Below are 15318 nucleotides of genomic sequence, written 5' to 3'. Positions count from 1 at the left end.
GTTAATATGTGTTAATCGTATTGGTTTATAAGTTTGGTTTGATGCACCTTTACCACATGAAAGATAGAAAGTACCGTTTCCTTCTCATATTTATTTCTGTTGTAATTCTATTTACCTTGGCTATACAGGTTTATTGGAATTTCAAGAATTACAAAGAAGCTGAACGTAAACTTATTGCAGATGTACAGACCAGCCTGGATCAAAGTATAGACGATTATTACACCGATCTAGCACAACGCAATAACTTTGGAGTACTCATGAAAGGTAGTGTTGGGGAAATTGGTCTTGATAAATTCTTTAAAAGAGTCGATAGTATACGTAATATAACTACCGCTCTTGAATTTAGTGTTGATGATGTAAAGATTGATGATCTTAAAGGAATAACCGTAGTATCCGGAGACAATCTAGATTCTCTTGAAATCTTTGAAGAACGATTGCGTAAAAATAGATTTTCTTTTGATCCTAATACGATCACTAGGGAATCTCAATCTGTTACATTTAGTTCTGGTGAAACTGGTGATGATGGTTTTGAAGAGCAAGTAACCGCTCTTACCAGCAAGATCATATTGAGCTTTAAGGAAGATGAACTTAATGTACCCCAACTAGCCCAAAATTTTCAGGAAAACTTGCGAAAGCGTAAGATTAATCTAGATTTCAACTTGATGAATACTAGTGACCCTAGTACCGTTGTAAAACCTGATTTTCAATACAGCACACAACCAGAAACAGAACTTATGCCAGCTAGTCACAATGTTACTTTGTACTATGGAAATTATCGTGGTGAACTGCTTAAACAAAATCTTACAGGAATTCTACTGAGTGCCCTTTTAATTGTAGGTGTCATATCATGTTTGTTCTATCTAGTCGTGGTCATACGCAACCAAAAAGCGCTTCATGAAATGAAGAATGATCTTATCTCAAATATTACACATGAATTTAAAACACCTATAGCGACTGCTGGTGTAGCACTAGAAGCAATTCAGAATTTTGCAGGATCTGGTGATCCACAAAAAACAGACAAATACTTGTCTATGGGACGTGACCAATTAGCTAAACTTAATGTTATGGTTGAGAAAATTCTTGAAACAGCTACTTTAGACAGTAAAGAATTAGTGCTCGAGAAAAATGCTACCAATCTAGCAGAGGTTATAGAAAACGTAATCAACAAGTATCAAAATCGAAATGATAAGTCCTTATCGATCAACATTACAAATGACGAAATTTACAGCCGTGTAGATGCTTTTCATATAGAGAATGCAATCAATAACCTTGTAGACAATGCCTTTAAATATGGTGGCGATGAAGTCCAAGTAACCTTGAGTGAAACTGTTGATAACGCTGTAATTGAAGTGAGCGATAGTGGAACTGGTCTAAGCTATAAAGACTCTAAAAACATATTCGATAAATTTTACAGGGTAAGTCAAGGGAATAGACACGATGTAAAAGGCTTTGGTATCGGATTATTTTATACAAAAACAATTATTGAAAAGCACGGTGGCACCATTTCTGTTGCCATAAAACCAAATACTAAGTTTAAAATAGAAATACCTCATGGAACAAATAACTACTAAAGTTTTATTAGCTGAAGACGAACCAGCACTAGGAATGATTGTAAGTGAAAGTCTAGATTCCAGAGGATTTGACGTGGATCACTTTGAAAATGGTAAACTAGCATTAGAAGCATTTGAAAAAAACGATTATGACATTTTAGTACTGGACGTTATGATGCCCGAAATGGATGGGTTTACAGTAGCAAAAAATGTACGCCAACTTAATGACGAAGTACCTATTATTTTTCTTACTGCAAAATCACAAACCGATGATGTTCTAGAAGGATTTCATGTAGGCGGTAACGATTATTTAAAAAAACCGTTTTCCATGGAAGAGCTCATCGTGCGAATTAAGAACCTACTTACCAGACAAAATATTCAAAAAACAGCAAGCCATTATAAGATTGGTAATTACGATTTTAATTTCCCAAAACAAGAGCTTAAAATCGATGATGAAATAATTAAACTCACACATAGAGAATCTCACCTACTCTATCATCTTGTTCTTAAAATGAACAAAGTACTAGACCGTACTTACATCCTTAAAAAACTTTGGGGTGATGATGATTTCTTTTCTGGGCGCAGTATGGATGTGTTCATTACGAAATTGCGTAAAAAACTAGCCAAAGATGAAAACATCGAAATTGTTAACGTTAGAGGTTTTGGTTATAAACTAATAGTTGGAGAATAAGGTAAAGAGTACTGCGTTTAAAAGAAGTACCTTTATAGTGTGAAATACTTACTTCTTCTTTTTTGTTTTTACGGTATGTGCCAGGAAATTAAAACACCTGTGGACATGCAGGAGTTTTATGGCATTGATGACTTTGGTGCTTTGTATTATGGAAAAGATCAAGCTCTAGTCAAAAAAAACACTACACAATCTACAAACTACTTTGACATACAATTAGGGCCTATTACCAGTGTAGATTTACTTAATCCACTTAAAATTGTCGTTTTTTATGAGGATACTCAAACCGTTGTAATTCTTGACAACAGACTCAATGAAATACAGCGAGTATCCTTAAGCACACTTAATCCACTAAGATTCATCAGTAAAGTCCAGCTTGCAGGTGATAGACGTTTATGGATGCTCAATGCAGATACTAATCAAATAGAATTATACGATTATATCAATAATAGAATCATCTCTTCAACACCAGTTATTAAAGGCAACATACGACATATATATACCGATTATAACTTCTGCCATGTTCAAGTAGACGACTCTTTAATTTCATTCAATACTTATGGTAGTAAGACATCAACTTTGAGTTTGAATGGCGCAATTCTAGCCTATCATCTAGAACAATTGGTAATAATTCGAGGCAATGATGTTACATCCTATAATTTTGGCAAAGATTTTCGCTTTCGCGAAAGCGAAACAACCAAAATCCCAAAGGAAATTTTGATTACTGAAAACAACAAAAGCTTTCATCTAAAGACGGGAAACCTTTATATTTGGAGCTCAGGCAAGATTCACAGCCTAGAGTTGAATTTCAAGAAATAGATCATGCATATAGCTGTTGCGGGAAATATAGGCGCTGGTAAAACAACCCTTACTAAATTACTAGCAAAACATTACAAATGGACTCCACAATTTGAAGATGTCCTTGAAAATCCATATTTGGAAGATTTTTATACCGATATGGAACGATGGTCCTTTAACCTGCAAGTTTATTTTTTAAACAGCCGTTTCCGTCAAGTGCTGGAAATTAGAGAAAGTGGTAAAAAAATTATTCAGGATAGAACCATTTATGAAGATGCCAATATTTTTGCCCCTAACCTGCATGCGATGGGCTTGCTATCTCAACGTGATTTTGATAACTATGCATCACTATTTGATTTAATGGAAAAGCTAGTTGCTGCACCAGATCTTTTAATTTATCTGCGCAGTAGCATTCCTAATCTTGTTGGGCAAATTCAAAAGCGTGGGCGCGATTATGAAAACTCAATATCTATTGATTATTTAAGTCGACTTAACGAGCGCTATGAAGCATGGATCCACGGCTACAAGAAGGGAAATCTCCTAATCATAGACGTGGATCACATAGATTTTGTAAATAACCCTGAAGATCTAGGTGACATCATCAATAAAATTGATGCAGAACTTACAGGTCTGTTTGCTTAATAACCTACTTTTTTACGCACGCGTTTTAAAGTCTCATTTGCAATAGCACCAGCCTTTTGAGCGCCTTGTTCAAGAGCAGCATCTATTTCGTGCTTGTTTTCCATGAAATAGTTATAACGTTCACGCGCTGTCGCAAATCGTTCACAAATAAGTTCGTACAACGCTTGTTTAGCGTGACCGTAACCGTAATTACCGGCTAGGTACTTAGCTTTGAGAGCAGCAACCTCATCTTCACTACCTATAATCTTATATAAAGCAAATACATTACAGGTATCAGGATTTTTAGGATCTTCTAGAGGCGTACTATCAGTTTCAATTGACATGATTTGCTTGCGCAATTTTTTATCAGTTTGAAAAATATTTATGTAATTTCCTCTAGACTTACTCATTTTCTCCCCATCAGTACCTGGAACGTACATGGTAGACTCTTGAAGCTTTGCTTGTGGTTCAATCAAGGTTTCACCCATTGCATTGTTAAATCTTCCCGCTACATCTCTGGTCATTTCTATATGTTGTAACTGATCCTTACCAACTGGTACAACTTGCGCGTCGTACAATAGTATATCTGCAGCCATAAGCATTGGGTAAGTAAAAAGACCTGCGTTAACGTCTCCTAGACGATCTGCCTTGTCTTTAAAACTATGAGCTAGTGTAAGTCTTTGGTATGGATAAAAACAATTTAAGTACCAGTTAAGTTCTGTTACTTGAGGCACATCGCTCTGGCGATAGAATGTAGTTTTAGAAGTATCTAAACCACAAGCAAGCCAGGCAGCGGCAGTTGAATACGTATTAGCCCTAAGCTGTTCACCATCTTTAATTTGAGTAAGTGAATGTAAATCGGCGATGAAAAGAAAAGATTCATTTTCAGACTGTTCACTCATCTCAATTGCTGGTAAAATAGCTCCTAATAGGTTACCTAAATGAGGTGTTCCAGTAGACTGGACACCTGTAAGAACTCTTGCCATAATTTTTGTTTTTAAAGATTGCAAAGGTAACTTCTAGTAAGGACTTTATTAGGTCCTAATTGCAATAGATTATTAGTTTGTTCCTTTGTATAAAGCGATCTTACTCCTACTTTTGAAATAAATTATATCCTATGAAAATTATCTCCTACAATGTGAACGGAATACGAGCAGCCATGAAAAAAGATTTTATTACGTGGTTAAAAGCTGCAAATCCAGATGTGCTTTGTTTACAGGAGATAAAGGCTACCGAAGATCAAGTTGATAAGGATGCTTTTTCAGAAGCTGGATACGAATATCAGTACTATTTTTCAGCTCAAAAAAAAGGATACAGCGGTGTTGCTATTTTATGCAAAACGCAGCCTGACCATGTTGAATATGGTACTGGAATTGAATACATGGACAATGAAGGTCGTAACTTAAGAGTAGATTATGGAGATCTCTCTATTATGAGTATGTACCTGCCTAGTGGAACTAATGATGCAAGACTGAGCTTCAAATTCCAATACATGGATGACTTTCTAGCCTATACAGAAGAACTGCGACGTGAAAGACCGCAGCTATTAATTTGTGGTGATTATAATATTTGTCATAAAGCTATTGACATCCATGATCCCGTAAGACTTAAAAACACAAGTGGTTTTTTACCAGAAGAAAGAGCTTGGATGGATCAATTTGTTGAAAGTGGATTTATAGACACTTTTAGAATGTTTAATGATCAACCCGATGAATATTCTTGGTGGAGCTACCGCGGTGGTAGTCGAGCAAGAAATAAAGGATGGAGATTGGACTATCACATGGTTACAACACCGCTAGAATCAAGTGTAAAAAGGGCTGTAATTTTACAAGAAGCTGTGCACAGTGACCACTGTCCAGTACTTGTAGAGCTAGAATAAAAAAAAAGCCGAATACTAAAGAAGTATTCGGCTTTTTACTTTAAGTATTACAGGAAGGATTACTCTAGATCTTTTTTAACCACTCACTCATAGCAACTTTAGGCTCTAAATATGATTTAAGATCTGCAATCGCAACTCTTTCTTGAGTCATAGTATCTCTATTACGTACTGTGACAGCTTTATCTTCCTTAGTGTCGTGATCGATAGTTATACAGAATGGTGTTCCATTAGCATCAGCGCGTCTATAACGACGACCTATAGCATCTTTCTCATCATATTGCACGTTCATAGTCCATTTAAGATCATCTATGATTTCTTGTGCAATTTCTGGTAAACCATCCTTTTTAAGCAGTGGTAAAACAGCTGCTTTTACAGGTGCAAGCACCGCTGGTATTTTAAGGACTGTACGCTCACTACCGTCTTCCAAAACTTCATCTTGTAAAGCATTAGAAAAAACAGCCAAAAACATTCTATCTAAACCTATTGAGGTCTCGATTACATAAGGTACATAACTTTTATTTTCTTCATGATCAAAAAATTGAAGCTTCTTACCACTGTGTTCTTCATGAGCCTTAAGGTCAAAATCTGTTCTTGAGTGTATCCCTTCTAATTCTTTAAAACCAAATGGGAAATCAAATTCAATATCGGTTGCGGCATTTGCATAGTGTGCTAGTTTTTCATGATCATGAAATCTATAATTAGACTGATCAATTCCTAGAGATTGATGCCACGCTATGCGTCTTTCTTTCCAAATTTCAAACCATTCGAGTTCAGTTCCAGGTTTAACGAAGTATTGCATCTCCATTTGTTCAAACTCACGCTGGCGGAATATAAATTGTCTAGCAACAATCTCATTCCTAAATGCCTTACCTGTTTGAGCAATTCCAAATGGAATTTTCATACGACCGGTTTTTTGCACGTTTAGAAAGTTTACAAAAATTCCTTGAGCGGTCTCGGGTCTTAAATATAAATCTGTTGCTGTATCTGCACTGGCTCCTAATTTAGTCCCAAACATCAAATTGAACTGTCTTACATCGGTCCAATTCATTGATCCAGAAACAGGACATTTAATTTCCAATTCCTCGATAAGTGCTTTTACTCCTGCTAGATCCTCATTTTCCAGTAAAGATGCTAATCTTGCGGTAGGCTCGGTCGCTTTTTCTAGGTATCCTAGAACACGTGGATTTGTCTTGCGATACATATCCTCGTCAAAACTTTCTCCAAAACGTTTACGAGCTTTTTCAACCTCTTTGTTTGCTTTTTGCAAGTATTTCTCGCAATAATCCTCAATAAGCACATCAGCGCGATAGCGCTTTTTTGAGTCTTTATTGTCTATCAATGGGTCATTAAAAGCATCAACGTGACCACTGGCTTTCCATGTAGTCGGGTGCATGAAAATGGCAGCGTCTATACCAACTATTTCTTGATGCAATTGGGTCATTGCTTGCCACCAATATTCCCTTATATTCTTTTTAAGCTCTGCTCCATTTTGTCCATAATCATAAACGGCTTGTAAGCCATCATAAATTTCACTGGATTGGAAGACATAACCGTACTCTTTAGCATGTGAGAGTACTTTTTTAAACTGATCCTGATCGTTGTTTTTTGCCATAGCTGCAAAGGTAAAAAAAGTGTTGTCTTGTGCGACGTGTTTGTGTTTTTTTCGCTTTCGCGAAAGCGTAAAAAAAGAAAAACCGCTCTATTTCTAGAACGGTTATAAAGTTTACGACTCAATTTGTTATCTAAGCGTAATCTCGCTACTACTTATTCTCACTGGACCGTTGTATAAATTAATACGATAACGACCTGAAGTTATCTCATCCTCGCCAGCATTAATCAACTCGCAAATATCTAGTTCCTTATTCTGATAATTGAACTTAACTAGTTTAGAGTAAGTAAGTGACTGGCCGTCAAACTGCTGCTGCGCCTTACTACCAATTACATTATTTTCTGGATTTATTACTTGAAGGTAAAATTCAGTAACACCATCTTGCGCCAGCGGATTTTGTGGCAAGGTAAAGCATACTTTTAAGTCATCAACTCGTCTTGCTTTGTCATTTTCAATTTGTTTACCGCTACGACGTATGATAACGCCCTGAGTTGTGAAGTTAGTAGGAACAAGAGTTGCAGCTCTAGACATATTCTCATTTAATTTTGATAGCATGTCGCTTTGCTCCTGACTTTTAATCATTTCTTCATTGAGCGCAGCAAGTGTACTATCATTAACTCTTGACAAGTCTTTATTTAAAGTTTCTAGTACGGTTATACGTTCTTTTAAAGCTGTGCGTTCTTGTTTAATTTTTGCTAGTTCCTTTCTTAATCTAGAAATTACTTTTACATCGGCTTCTAGCCTACTTACACTATCAACGAGTCTAGTAATTCGATCATTTGCACTAGTTAATTCTGCATTTAGGACGTTCCCTTTATCAATCTCGGCAGTATACTCTGCACTTATGTTTTCTAGTTCTTTTTGAATTTGAACTTGCTCGTCTCTTAAATCGGCTTTAATAGATTCGTTCTCGTTGTAATTTTTATAGGCCCAAACGCTTACTGCTATCAATCCTAACAGCAATAATCCCAGGAGTACCTTATAAATACGATTGTCTTTTTCCTTAGTCATTTTTACAGGTTGTTTATCTTTATAACGCAGCAAGCTAGAAAATAATTTGTGAAAAACTTGTTTTTAGATTTATTTAACCTCTTTTATCCACCATCATGCATGGCTTGTACTACCGTGCTTACTCCTGGAGAAGAGAAGCTATGTACTACATGCATTGCACACCTACCACTAGCGCTACATCATAAAAATAAGGATACACAAATTAAAGACTTATTTTTTGCGAGAGTACCTGTAGAAAATGCTACAAGTTTATTTTACTATGAAAAAATAGGTGCTGTTCAACAGCTCATTCACCAGCTCAAGTATAAAAAACAAGAAGGAATAAGTGAGTATTTAGGCAAATGGATGGCTAGAGAAATAAAAAATAAAAAAGAGTTTGAGCAGATAGACGTGGTTTTACCAGTACCTATTCATCCTAAACGAAAAAAGGTGAGAGGCTATAACCAGGTGACGGGTTTTGGGAAAATAATTGCGCAAGCTATTCAGGCAGATTATCGTGAGGATATCCTTATTAAGACTAAAAATACACGGAAGCAAGCTCAATTAAATCAAGTAGAGCGTCATGCTATCAAACAAGCTGTTTTTGAACTTAATGATGTTACCTTACAAGGCAAGCATTTATTAATAGTTGATGATGTGATAACTACAGGAGCTACATTAAGTAGTTGTGCGCATGAACTTCTAAAAATTCCTGATATAAAAATCTCAATAGCCACTATGGCGGTAGCCGTTTAAGTTTATCTAAAACTACTGTTTTTACCCTTTTAAAAGCCAGTAGGCAGGATTGAGCGTGTTTGTATCTTCCATTAAGATAAATCGCAGTTCGGAAACTCCTGCTCGATTGGTAAAAACCTCTCCAATTGTATCGTATACCTTGACTTTATCACCTTTTGATACAGCAACAGATTTCAAATTATTATAAACAGAAGTGTAGTTTCCATGACGAATATACACTATTAAAATACCATTTGGTTTCTTAACAATAGCATCTACTTCACCAGAGAAAACAGCCCGTGCACTTGCACCTTTAGGAGTTTGAAAACGCCAGCCATTTGAATAAATACGGACATTTCTATCTATTGGAGAAGGCATTTCTCCGTATTTACGTGATACAAAGCCTTCATTAACAGGCCATGGTAGTTTACCTCTGTTTGATTTAAAGTCTGCTGCTAGTGCTTTGGCTTCTGGAGTAAGAAAAAATTTGTTTTTATCTACTTTTTTACCTGATCCTTTATAGGATTCTTTAATTCTAGCTGCAATTAGTTTTTTGATTTCACGGTCTAGACGATCTCGTTCTTTTGCGGCTTCTTTGAATTGCGAACTGTACTTCTTTTTATTGGCGTTTACCACAGCCAGCATATTCTCCTGCTCCGTTTTGTCCTTACTCAATTCTTTTTTTTGTTTTCGATTTTGAGCGACTACAATTTCTTTTTGCTTTTTATCAATCTCTAACTTCTCAGTCTTCTGCTTGAGCTGGGCACTTTTGTCACTAATTTCATTTGCTTGTTTCTTGCGGTAATCGGCAATGGATTTCAAGTACTGTACTCTTTTGTACGCTTGCAAAAAATCTTCTGAAGACAGTAGAAACATCAATCTACTTTGATCATTCTTGCTCTTGTATGCTTTTACAATCATACTAGCATATTCCTTTTTAAGAGACTCTACTTCTTCATCTAGTTTCTTAATCTCGCTCCTATTGTTCTTAATAGCTCGAGTAAGAGCATTTGCTTCACGATTTGTGATGGTAATAATTTCCTGAGTACTTGCTATTTTTTTATCGAGAGTCTCTAGAAGTAATGTCATTGTATTTTCCTCTTGACGTACTTCTTTTAACAATCTATCATATTGATTGATTTTATCTTGGATAGCGGCTTTCTTGCGTTCCAGTTCTTTTTGAGTTTGTGCCGTCCCATGTACACCACAAAAAACTACTAATAAAACAACCACTAACTTTTTAATCATAACTCGATTTTGCGATAATTATCTGGTAATTCAAACGGAAAGGATAGCTCTTTATTGAATTCTACACTTTTAAAGGTAAGTTCTACTTGAGAAAAACGTTTACCTCGTTTTGCATCGATTTTTACCGTACGAGGCAATAAACGATTATCTACCTCTTGATATTCAGGGTAATTTATAGTTAGGTAATTATTTTCAGCTTTAAGAACAGATTGCTCTACCAATTTAAAATCAGATGGTCGTAAACGAAACAGCTTGGTGATAACATCTTCAGTTTTGAATTGATACTCGTTATTTTGAATGGTAAACTCATGATTACTCAAATTTTCAACCGCTTGACCTAGCAAAACATCTTCTAGTTGTTCAAAAGTCAAATCCTCACCTAGAAAATCACTTATTAATCTAAAATCACCGTTAAAACTGCGTTTATTAATTTTTTCATAGAACTGTACACGATCAGGTGTGATATAAACTTTGGCTAGAGTAAGTCCTAGAATACTTGCACTCATCCATATTTTCTCACCTTTTTCCATGCGCAGGTTCATCGTAATATTTCGAGATTGCTTGTCATCTTCATAATCCACACCTAGTCTAGCCTTGAGTGTATTAAACTCAAGTTCTGAATTATCATGACTGCGCACCACCTTAGCCTTCTTTGCAGTAGCTAGAGCAGTTGTTGATGATTTTTGAGTACCACATGCCACTATGATTAATAGAGCTGGTACTAGTAAGTATCTCAATTTCATTATAATTTTTTAGATAATTCTTGAGCTTTAGAACGCATTTTTAATGCTTGTGTTGCATTACCTTTTTTATCATAGCTTATTGCAAGCTGTTGATAGATATCTCGTTCCAATTGAATCTCGTCTAATAAGTAGGTCATTCCAGATTCCAAGCGTTCAATAGCATCATCAGGTTTATCAAGATAATTTAAGGCAACACCATCTAACAAATAGAACAAAGGTTGGGCTGGAAAGTAGGATAATGCTTTTTCTAATATATCATGAGCCTTGCTGTAATCCTTAACGTCTATAGATAATAAAGCTGCCTTTTTTATAAGATCAAAGTCTTGATCATTAATTTCCAATCCTTTTTCATAAAAAGCAAGTGCCGCACTGGGATCATTCTTTTTCTCCAAATAATAGGCTCCTAGAGCCGTAAAGGCTTCTGGGTTTTCTACATAATCTGAAAAAACATCGATGGCATCCTTTACATCATCCATGAGTTCATCATCATGCGTACTAGTGGTAATAAAATCATTGAGTACGCGCACTTTGGTTTCATCATCAAACTGCGTTGATTTAAAAACCTTTTTCATGCTACGTATTCCTTTTCTTAACCTACCTGCATCCAAATAAATTTTATACAAAGCGAGATGGGCTTTATCACTATCAGGGACATTTTTATCTAATAATTCTGCATACTTTAGAGTGTTCTCTTGATCTTTCTTTTTACTGTAATAGTAAATAAGCTCAATATATGCCTGTTCATCTTTATCATCATTTTGGATTCTAGCTAAAGCTCCCGTAATGTCCTCGTTTAAATCCTCAGCGATTCCTAGCTGCTTTTTTGCTTGTGATTGTAAAAAGGTACGTCGCTTGTCAGTGCCCAATCGCTTATCCAACTTATCGATTATATCAACACATTTTTTATATTGCTGCGTTCTATAGTATTGATAGGGCAACAACTCTTCATAAATCGGATTAATTTGCGTGAGTTCTTCTAGAATTTCAAGTCCTTCATCAAACTTTTGTTGCTTATCATAAACATCATATAACTTGTCTAGAACCCATTCTCTTTTCCCATCTATTTCAATGGCTCTTAGTAAGGATTGTTCCGCTTTCGCGAAAGCGGAAATTGCCTCATAATTTTTTGCTAGTTCAAATTGAATTATCGCAGCATTAGGCTCTAGTTCTTCACACTCTAATAGAATATTTATGGCTTTGTTGTGGTTTTCCTTTGCTTTTTCAGTAAGTGCGTTAAAAAACTTCTCTTTAAACTCACTTGAAACATCCTGTAGCAAATCCACATTAACCTCATCTTGCTCACCTTGTTCTTGAGCACCAACATGAACTTGTAACCCTAAGGTTAAAAGTGAAAAAAATATGATTTTTCTAGTCATGCTGTTCATGAGTCAACAATTATTCCATTATCGTGTAATCTCCAATACTAATTTTTGTAAAATCACCGTCATACTTCACGTGATTACCTATCATTGCTTCATCTAAGGTAGCGTTTTTAATACTGCTGCTTTTCTGAATTAATGAATTTTTAATAGTGCAGTTTTCAATAATAGTATGAGCTCCTATGGACACGTTAGGTCCAATCGTACTATCCTTGATCACAACGCTAGGATCAATAACACATGGCTCTATAATTGTTGCATTGCTCAATTTAGGTTCTTGTTTAATTTCATCACTACCATCGGCAATCATGAATTGCATGATCTTGTTATTGGTGTCTATAGCAACATTTTTATTACCGCAATCCATCCACTCGTCTACCGTTCCTGTCTTAAAAACATTTCCTGCGGCCATTAAACGCTTGATTCCATCATTGATTTGGTACTCGCCACCGTTTATAATTTCATTATCAATCACAAACTGAAGCTCTTTCTTAAGATCGCCAATTTCTTTGAAATAATAAATACCGATAACGGCCTGGTCACTTACAAATTCCTGCGGTTTTTCTACCAACTCAACAATTTCATCCTTTTCATTAAGTTTCACAACACCATAGGCTTCTGGTCGTTCAACTTGTTTTGTCCAAATAACAGCATCAGCTGCTGGATCTAGGTCAAAATCGGCTCTAATTAGTGTATCGGCATAGGCAACTACAGCTGGACCAGACAAACTAGGTTCAGCACACATAATAGCGTGACCAGTTCCCAACGGATTTAACTGACGGTAGATACTTGCCTTGGCACCCAAACTTTCTGCAAGTTCTTCAAGGTTGTTCACCACGTCATCACCAAAGAATGCTGGATCACCTAGAATAAAAGCAATTTCCTCAATGGGTTCTTTTAAAATTCTAGCAATATCAGTAACCAATCGGTTGACTATAGGTTTGTTTGCAATTGGTATTAATGGTTTAGGCGTAGTTAGTGAATGAGGACGTAGTCTTGAACCACGACCTGCCATAGGTACTATTATTTTCATATGTAAAGCCCTGATGGGCGCATTTTTAGATTAATGTGCTAAGGTAAAAATTATTAAGTAGAATAAACAGAGTTGGGTTGAGGTATCGCTTTCGCGAAAGCATACAGCAACAATCCTTACTTTACACCAGTGCTACCAAAACCGCCAGCACCACGACCAGTATCAGAAAGTACATCTACCTCGTTCCAGATCACGCGCTCGTGCTTTGCAATTACTAATTGTGCTACTCGTTCACCGTTCTCAATTACAAATTCTTCATTGGACAAATTAACTAGAATAACACCAATTTCTCCACGATAATCAGCGTCAACTGTTCCAGGCGAGTTTAAGACAGTGATTCCTTTTTTGGCAGCTAGACCACTACGTGGACGTACTTGAGCTTCATACCCAACCGGTAATTCTATAAACAATCCTGTTTTAACAATGGTACGCTCTAATGGCTTTAAAGAGATTGACTCTGTAAGATTTGCTCTTAAATCCATTCCTGCACTTCCTAATGTCTCGTAGTGAGGCAGGTCATGGTTTGATTTATTGATGATTTTAACTGTCATTTTTCTTAAGTAATTGAAGTATAAAATTCTTTTCTCTAACTAATATAAAAGCGCTCACTAGCAAACTAATGCTTAAACCGTACACGTATTGTTGCCAGCTACCAGCGCCGTATGAATCTCTTATAAGATAGAAGATTACAACCGTAGCTCCTATTGATAGCAGCAAGTACAATAGAATACTCTTGATATCATAAGGAATAGGAAAATGTTTGCGACTCCATAGATAGGAAACAATCATCATTACTCCATAGGCCACACAGGTTGTAATAGCACTGGCTAGATAACCAATTTTAGGAATTAGTAAGACATTGGCCGCTATTGTGATAATAGCTCCAAACACTGATATTATTGCACCGTATTTTGTTTTGTCGGTTACTTTATACCATACAGACAAGGATTGATAAATCCCAAAAAAGAAATACGCAATCAACACATAAGGAACAATAAAAATGGCCTCGTAATAATCACTATCAATTACTGCTAATTTAACAACATCGATCAATGTGATATAAAATACCAGTGCGATTGCTCCTAAAATCACAAACATCTTGGTAATGGAAGCATATAACTGCGGAGCATTTTTATCCTTTGATTCACTAAAAAAGAAAGGCTCTACACCTAGCTTAAAAGCAGTGGCAAATAAGGTCATTCCCACCGCAAGTCGGTAACAGGCAGTGTACAACCCAGCTTGGGCAGTACTATTACCTGGACTTAACCATTCAATTAGTTGCTTATCAAAAGTTTCATTAATCGCAAATGCTAGTCCAGCCACCAGAATAGGAGTACCGTACTTCATCATTTGTTTCCATATGGTAATATCAAAACCTTCTATGTGAAAATAAGGTTTGATGAGTAGTAGCAACAAAAATATTTTGGGAGTAAACAAGGCAATGAAAAATAACTCCACTTTATCAGTTGGAAACCACTGTTGTATTACTGGAATATCTGATAAAAAAACTAAGAAAAAAGTAGTTAGAACGAATGAAATAACCACGTCAATCATTTTAATGATGGCGTACTTTCTAGCCATACCTTGTGCTCTTAAATACGCAAATGGTATGACCATCAAAGTATCTAAGGCTAGTACGCCAATCACCCAACGCCAGTATTCACTATTTTTACCCGACCACAACTCAATATTGTCAAGGTTGAGAAAGGCAATAACTGTAAACAATGTTGTAGTAGCTAATAACCCAAGTAGCGAAGTGCTAAGCACCTTTTTTTTACTCTTTGAATGAGAATAAAACCTAAAAAATGAGGTTTCCATTCCATAGGTAAGTATGACATTAAAAATGATAATCCATGAAAAGATGATGGACAGATTACCAAAATCTTGTTTAGTATCTATAAAGGTTGTCAACAGTAAATTAAGTAATACCGTAAGCACTCTAGGCAATACGGTAGCAACTCCATACACGGCAGTTTGCTGAAATAATTTACGTGTTGTGCTCAAAAAGGTTGTTTTATGAGTTATAAAAGTACATTTAAAATTCT

The 15318-nt window shown here is 36.0% G+C and carries 15 protein-coding genes; 6 read left to right on the top strand and 9 right to left on the bottom strand.

Annotation, left to right across the window (positions count from 1 at the left end):
* The first annotated feature begins 56 nt into the window (after positions 1–56).
* The 4 genes from AAT17_RS08095 to AAT17_RS08080 are packed head-to-tail and all read left to right on the top strand — an operon-like array spanning position 57 to position 3678.
* A complete protein-coding gene (locus AAT17_RS08095) occupies positions 57–1571 on the top strand; it encodes a sensor histidine kinase KdpD (RefSeq protein WP_042276963.1) in 1515 nt (504 codons plus the stop codon).
* The gene (locus AAT17_RS08090) at positions 1552–2241 is read left to right on the top strand and encodes a response regulator transcription factor (RefSeq protein WP_042276961.1); all 690 of its coding nucleotides are present in this window, start codon (positions 1552–1554) and stop codon (positions 2239–2241) included. The genes AAT17_RS08095 and AAT17_RS08090 overlap by 20 nt, the downstream gene beginning before the upstream one ends.
* A 39-nt stretch (positions 2242–2280) precedes the next feature.
* Positions 2281–3057, top strand: a complete 777-nt coding sequence (locus AAT17_RS08085; protein WP_157539250.1) for a hypothetical protein — start codon at positions 2281–2283, stop codon at positions 3055–3057.
* Positions 3058–3060: 3 nt separating this feature from the next.
* Positions 3061–3678 carry a deoxynucleoside kinase gene (locus tag AAT17_RS08080; protein WP_060523570.1) on the top strand — a complete coding sequence of 206 codons (618 nt, stop codon included), beginning with the start codon at positions 3061–3063 and terminating at the stop codon, positions 3676–3678.
* Here AAT17_RS08080 and trpS read toward each other — a convergent pair.
* Complete coding sequence (trpS, locus tag AAT17_RS08075; protein WP_042276953.1) at positions 3675–4643, bottom strand: tryptophan--tRNA ligase; 969 nt, start codon at positions 4641–4643, stop codon at positions 3675–3677. The genes AAT17_RS08080 and trpS overlap by 4 nt on opposite strands.
* Positions 4644–4774: 131 nt before the next feature.
* Between trpS and AAT17_RS08070 the strand changes: the two genes are divergently transcribed.
* The gene (locus AAT17_RS08070; RefSeq protein ID WP_060523569.1) at positions 4775–5536 is read left to right on the top strand and encodes an exodeoxyribonuclease III; all 762 of its coding nucleotides are present in this window, start codon (positions 4775–4777) and stop codon (positions 5534–5536) included.
* Between the two features lie 64 nt (positions 5537–5600).
* On the opposite strand, the gene AAT17_RS08065 is transcribed toward AAT17_RS08070, so the two are convergent.
* Both AAT17_RS08065 and AAT17_RS08060 read right to left on the bottom strand, forming a co-directional pair.
* On the bottom strand, positions 5601–7148 hold the full coding sequence (locus AAT17_RS08065) for a glycine--tRNA ligase (protein WP_060523568.1): 1548 nt from the start codon (positions 7146–7148) through the stop codon (positions 5601–5603).
* Between the two features lie 126 nt (positions 7149–7274).
* Positions 7275–8156, bottom strand: a complete 882-nt coding sequence (locus tag AAT17_RS08060) for a hypothetical protein (RefSeq protein WP_060525047.1) — start codon at positions 8154–8156, stop codon at positions 7275–7277.
* A gap of 99 nt (positions 8157–8255) precedes the next feature.
* Here AAT17_RS08060 and AAT17_RS08055 point away from each other — a divergent pair, with 99 nt between their 5' ends.
* Positions 8256–8891 carry a ComF family protein gene (locus AAT17_RS08055; protein ID WP_253279756.1) on the top strand — a complete coding sequence of 212 codons (636 nt, stop codon included), beginning with the start codon at positions 8256–8258 and terminating at the stop codon, positions 8889–8891.
* A gap of 21 nt (positions 8892–8912) precedes the next feature.
* On the opposite strand, the gene AAT17_RS08050 is transcribed toward AAT17_RS08055, so the two are convergent.
* The 6 genes from AAT17_RS08050 to AAT17_RS08025 form a co-directional block, all read right to left on the bottom strand.
* Positions 8913–10118 carry a murein hydrolase activator EnvC gene (locus AAT17_RS08050; RefSeq protein WP_060523567.1) on the bottom strand — a complete coding sequence of 402 codons (1206 nt, stop codon included), beginning with the start codon at positions 10116–10118 and terminating at the stop codon, positions 8913–8915.
* Positions 10115–10861, bottom strand: coding sequence for a DUF4292 domain-containing protein (locus AAT17_RS08045; protein WP_060523566.1), 747 nt, complete (start codon positions 10859–10861; stop codon positions 10115–10117). Before AAT17_RS08045 ends, AAT17_RS08050 begins: the two co-directional genes overlap by 4 nt.
* The gene (locus tag AAT17_RS08040) at positions 10861–12237 is read right to left on the bottom strand and encodes a lipopolysaccharide assembly protein LapB (RefSeq protein WP_060523565.1); all 1377 of its coding nucleotides are present in this window, start codon (positions 12235–12237) and stop codon (positions 10861–10863) included. The genes AAT17_RS08045 and AAT17_RS08040 overlap by 1 nt, the downstream gene beginning before the upstream one ends.
* A 19-nt stretch (positions 12238–12256) precedes the next feature.
* On the bottom strand, positions 12257–13273 hold the full coding sequence (locus tag AAT17_RS08035; protein WP_060523564.1) for a sugar phosphate nucleotidyltransferase: 1017 nt from the start codon (positions 13271–13273) through the stop codon (positions 12257–12259).
* A 116-nt stretch (positions 13274–13389) separates the two neighbouring features.
* Entirely contained in the window at positions 13390–13824 is a 435-nt protein-coding gene (gene dut, locus AAT17_RS08030; RefSeq protein WP_060523563.1) for a dUTP diphosphatase, read from the bottom strand.
* Positions 13814–15277, bottom strand: coding sequence for a lipopolysaccharide biosynthesis protein (locus AAT17_RS08025; protein WP_060523562.1), 1464 nt, complete (start codon positions 15275–15277; stop codon positions 13814–13816). Before AAT17_RS08025 ends, dut begins: the two co-directional genes overlap by 11 nt.
* Positions 15278–15318: the final 41 nt, after the last annotated feature.

This window comes from Nonlabens sp. MIC269, assembly GCF_001430865.1.
Lineage (GTDB): Bacteria > Bacteroidota > Bacteroidia > Flavobacteriales > Flavobacteriaceae > Nonlabens > Nonlabens tegetincola.
This window is presented reverse-complemented; position numbering and strand designations above follow the sequence as displayed.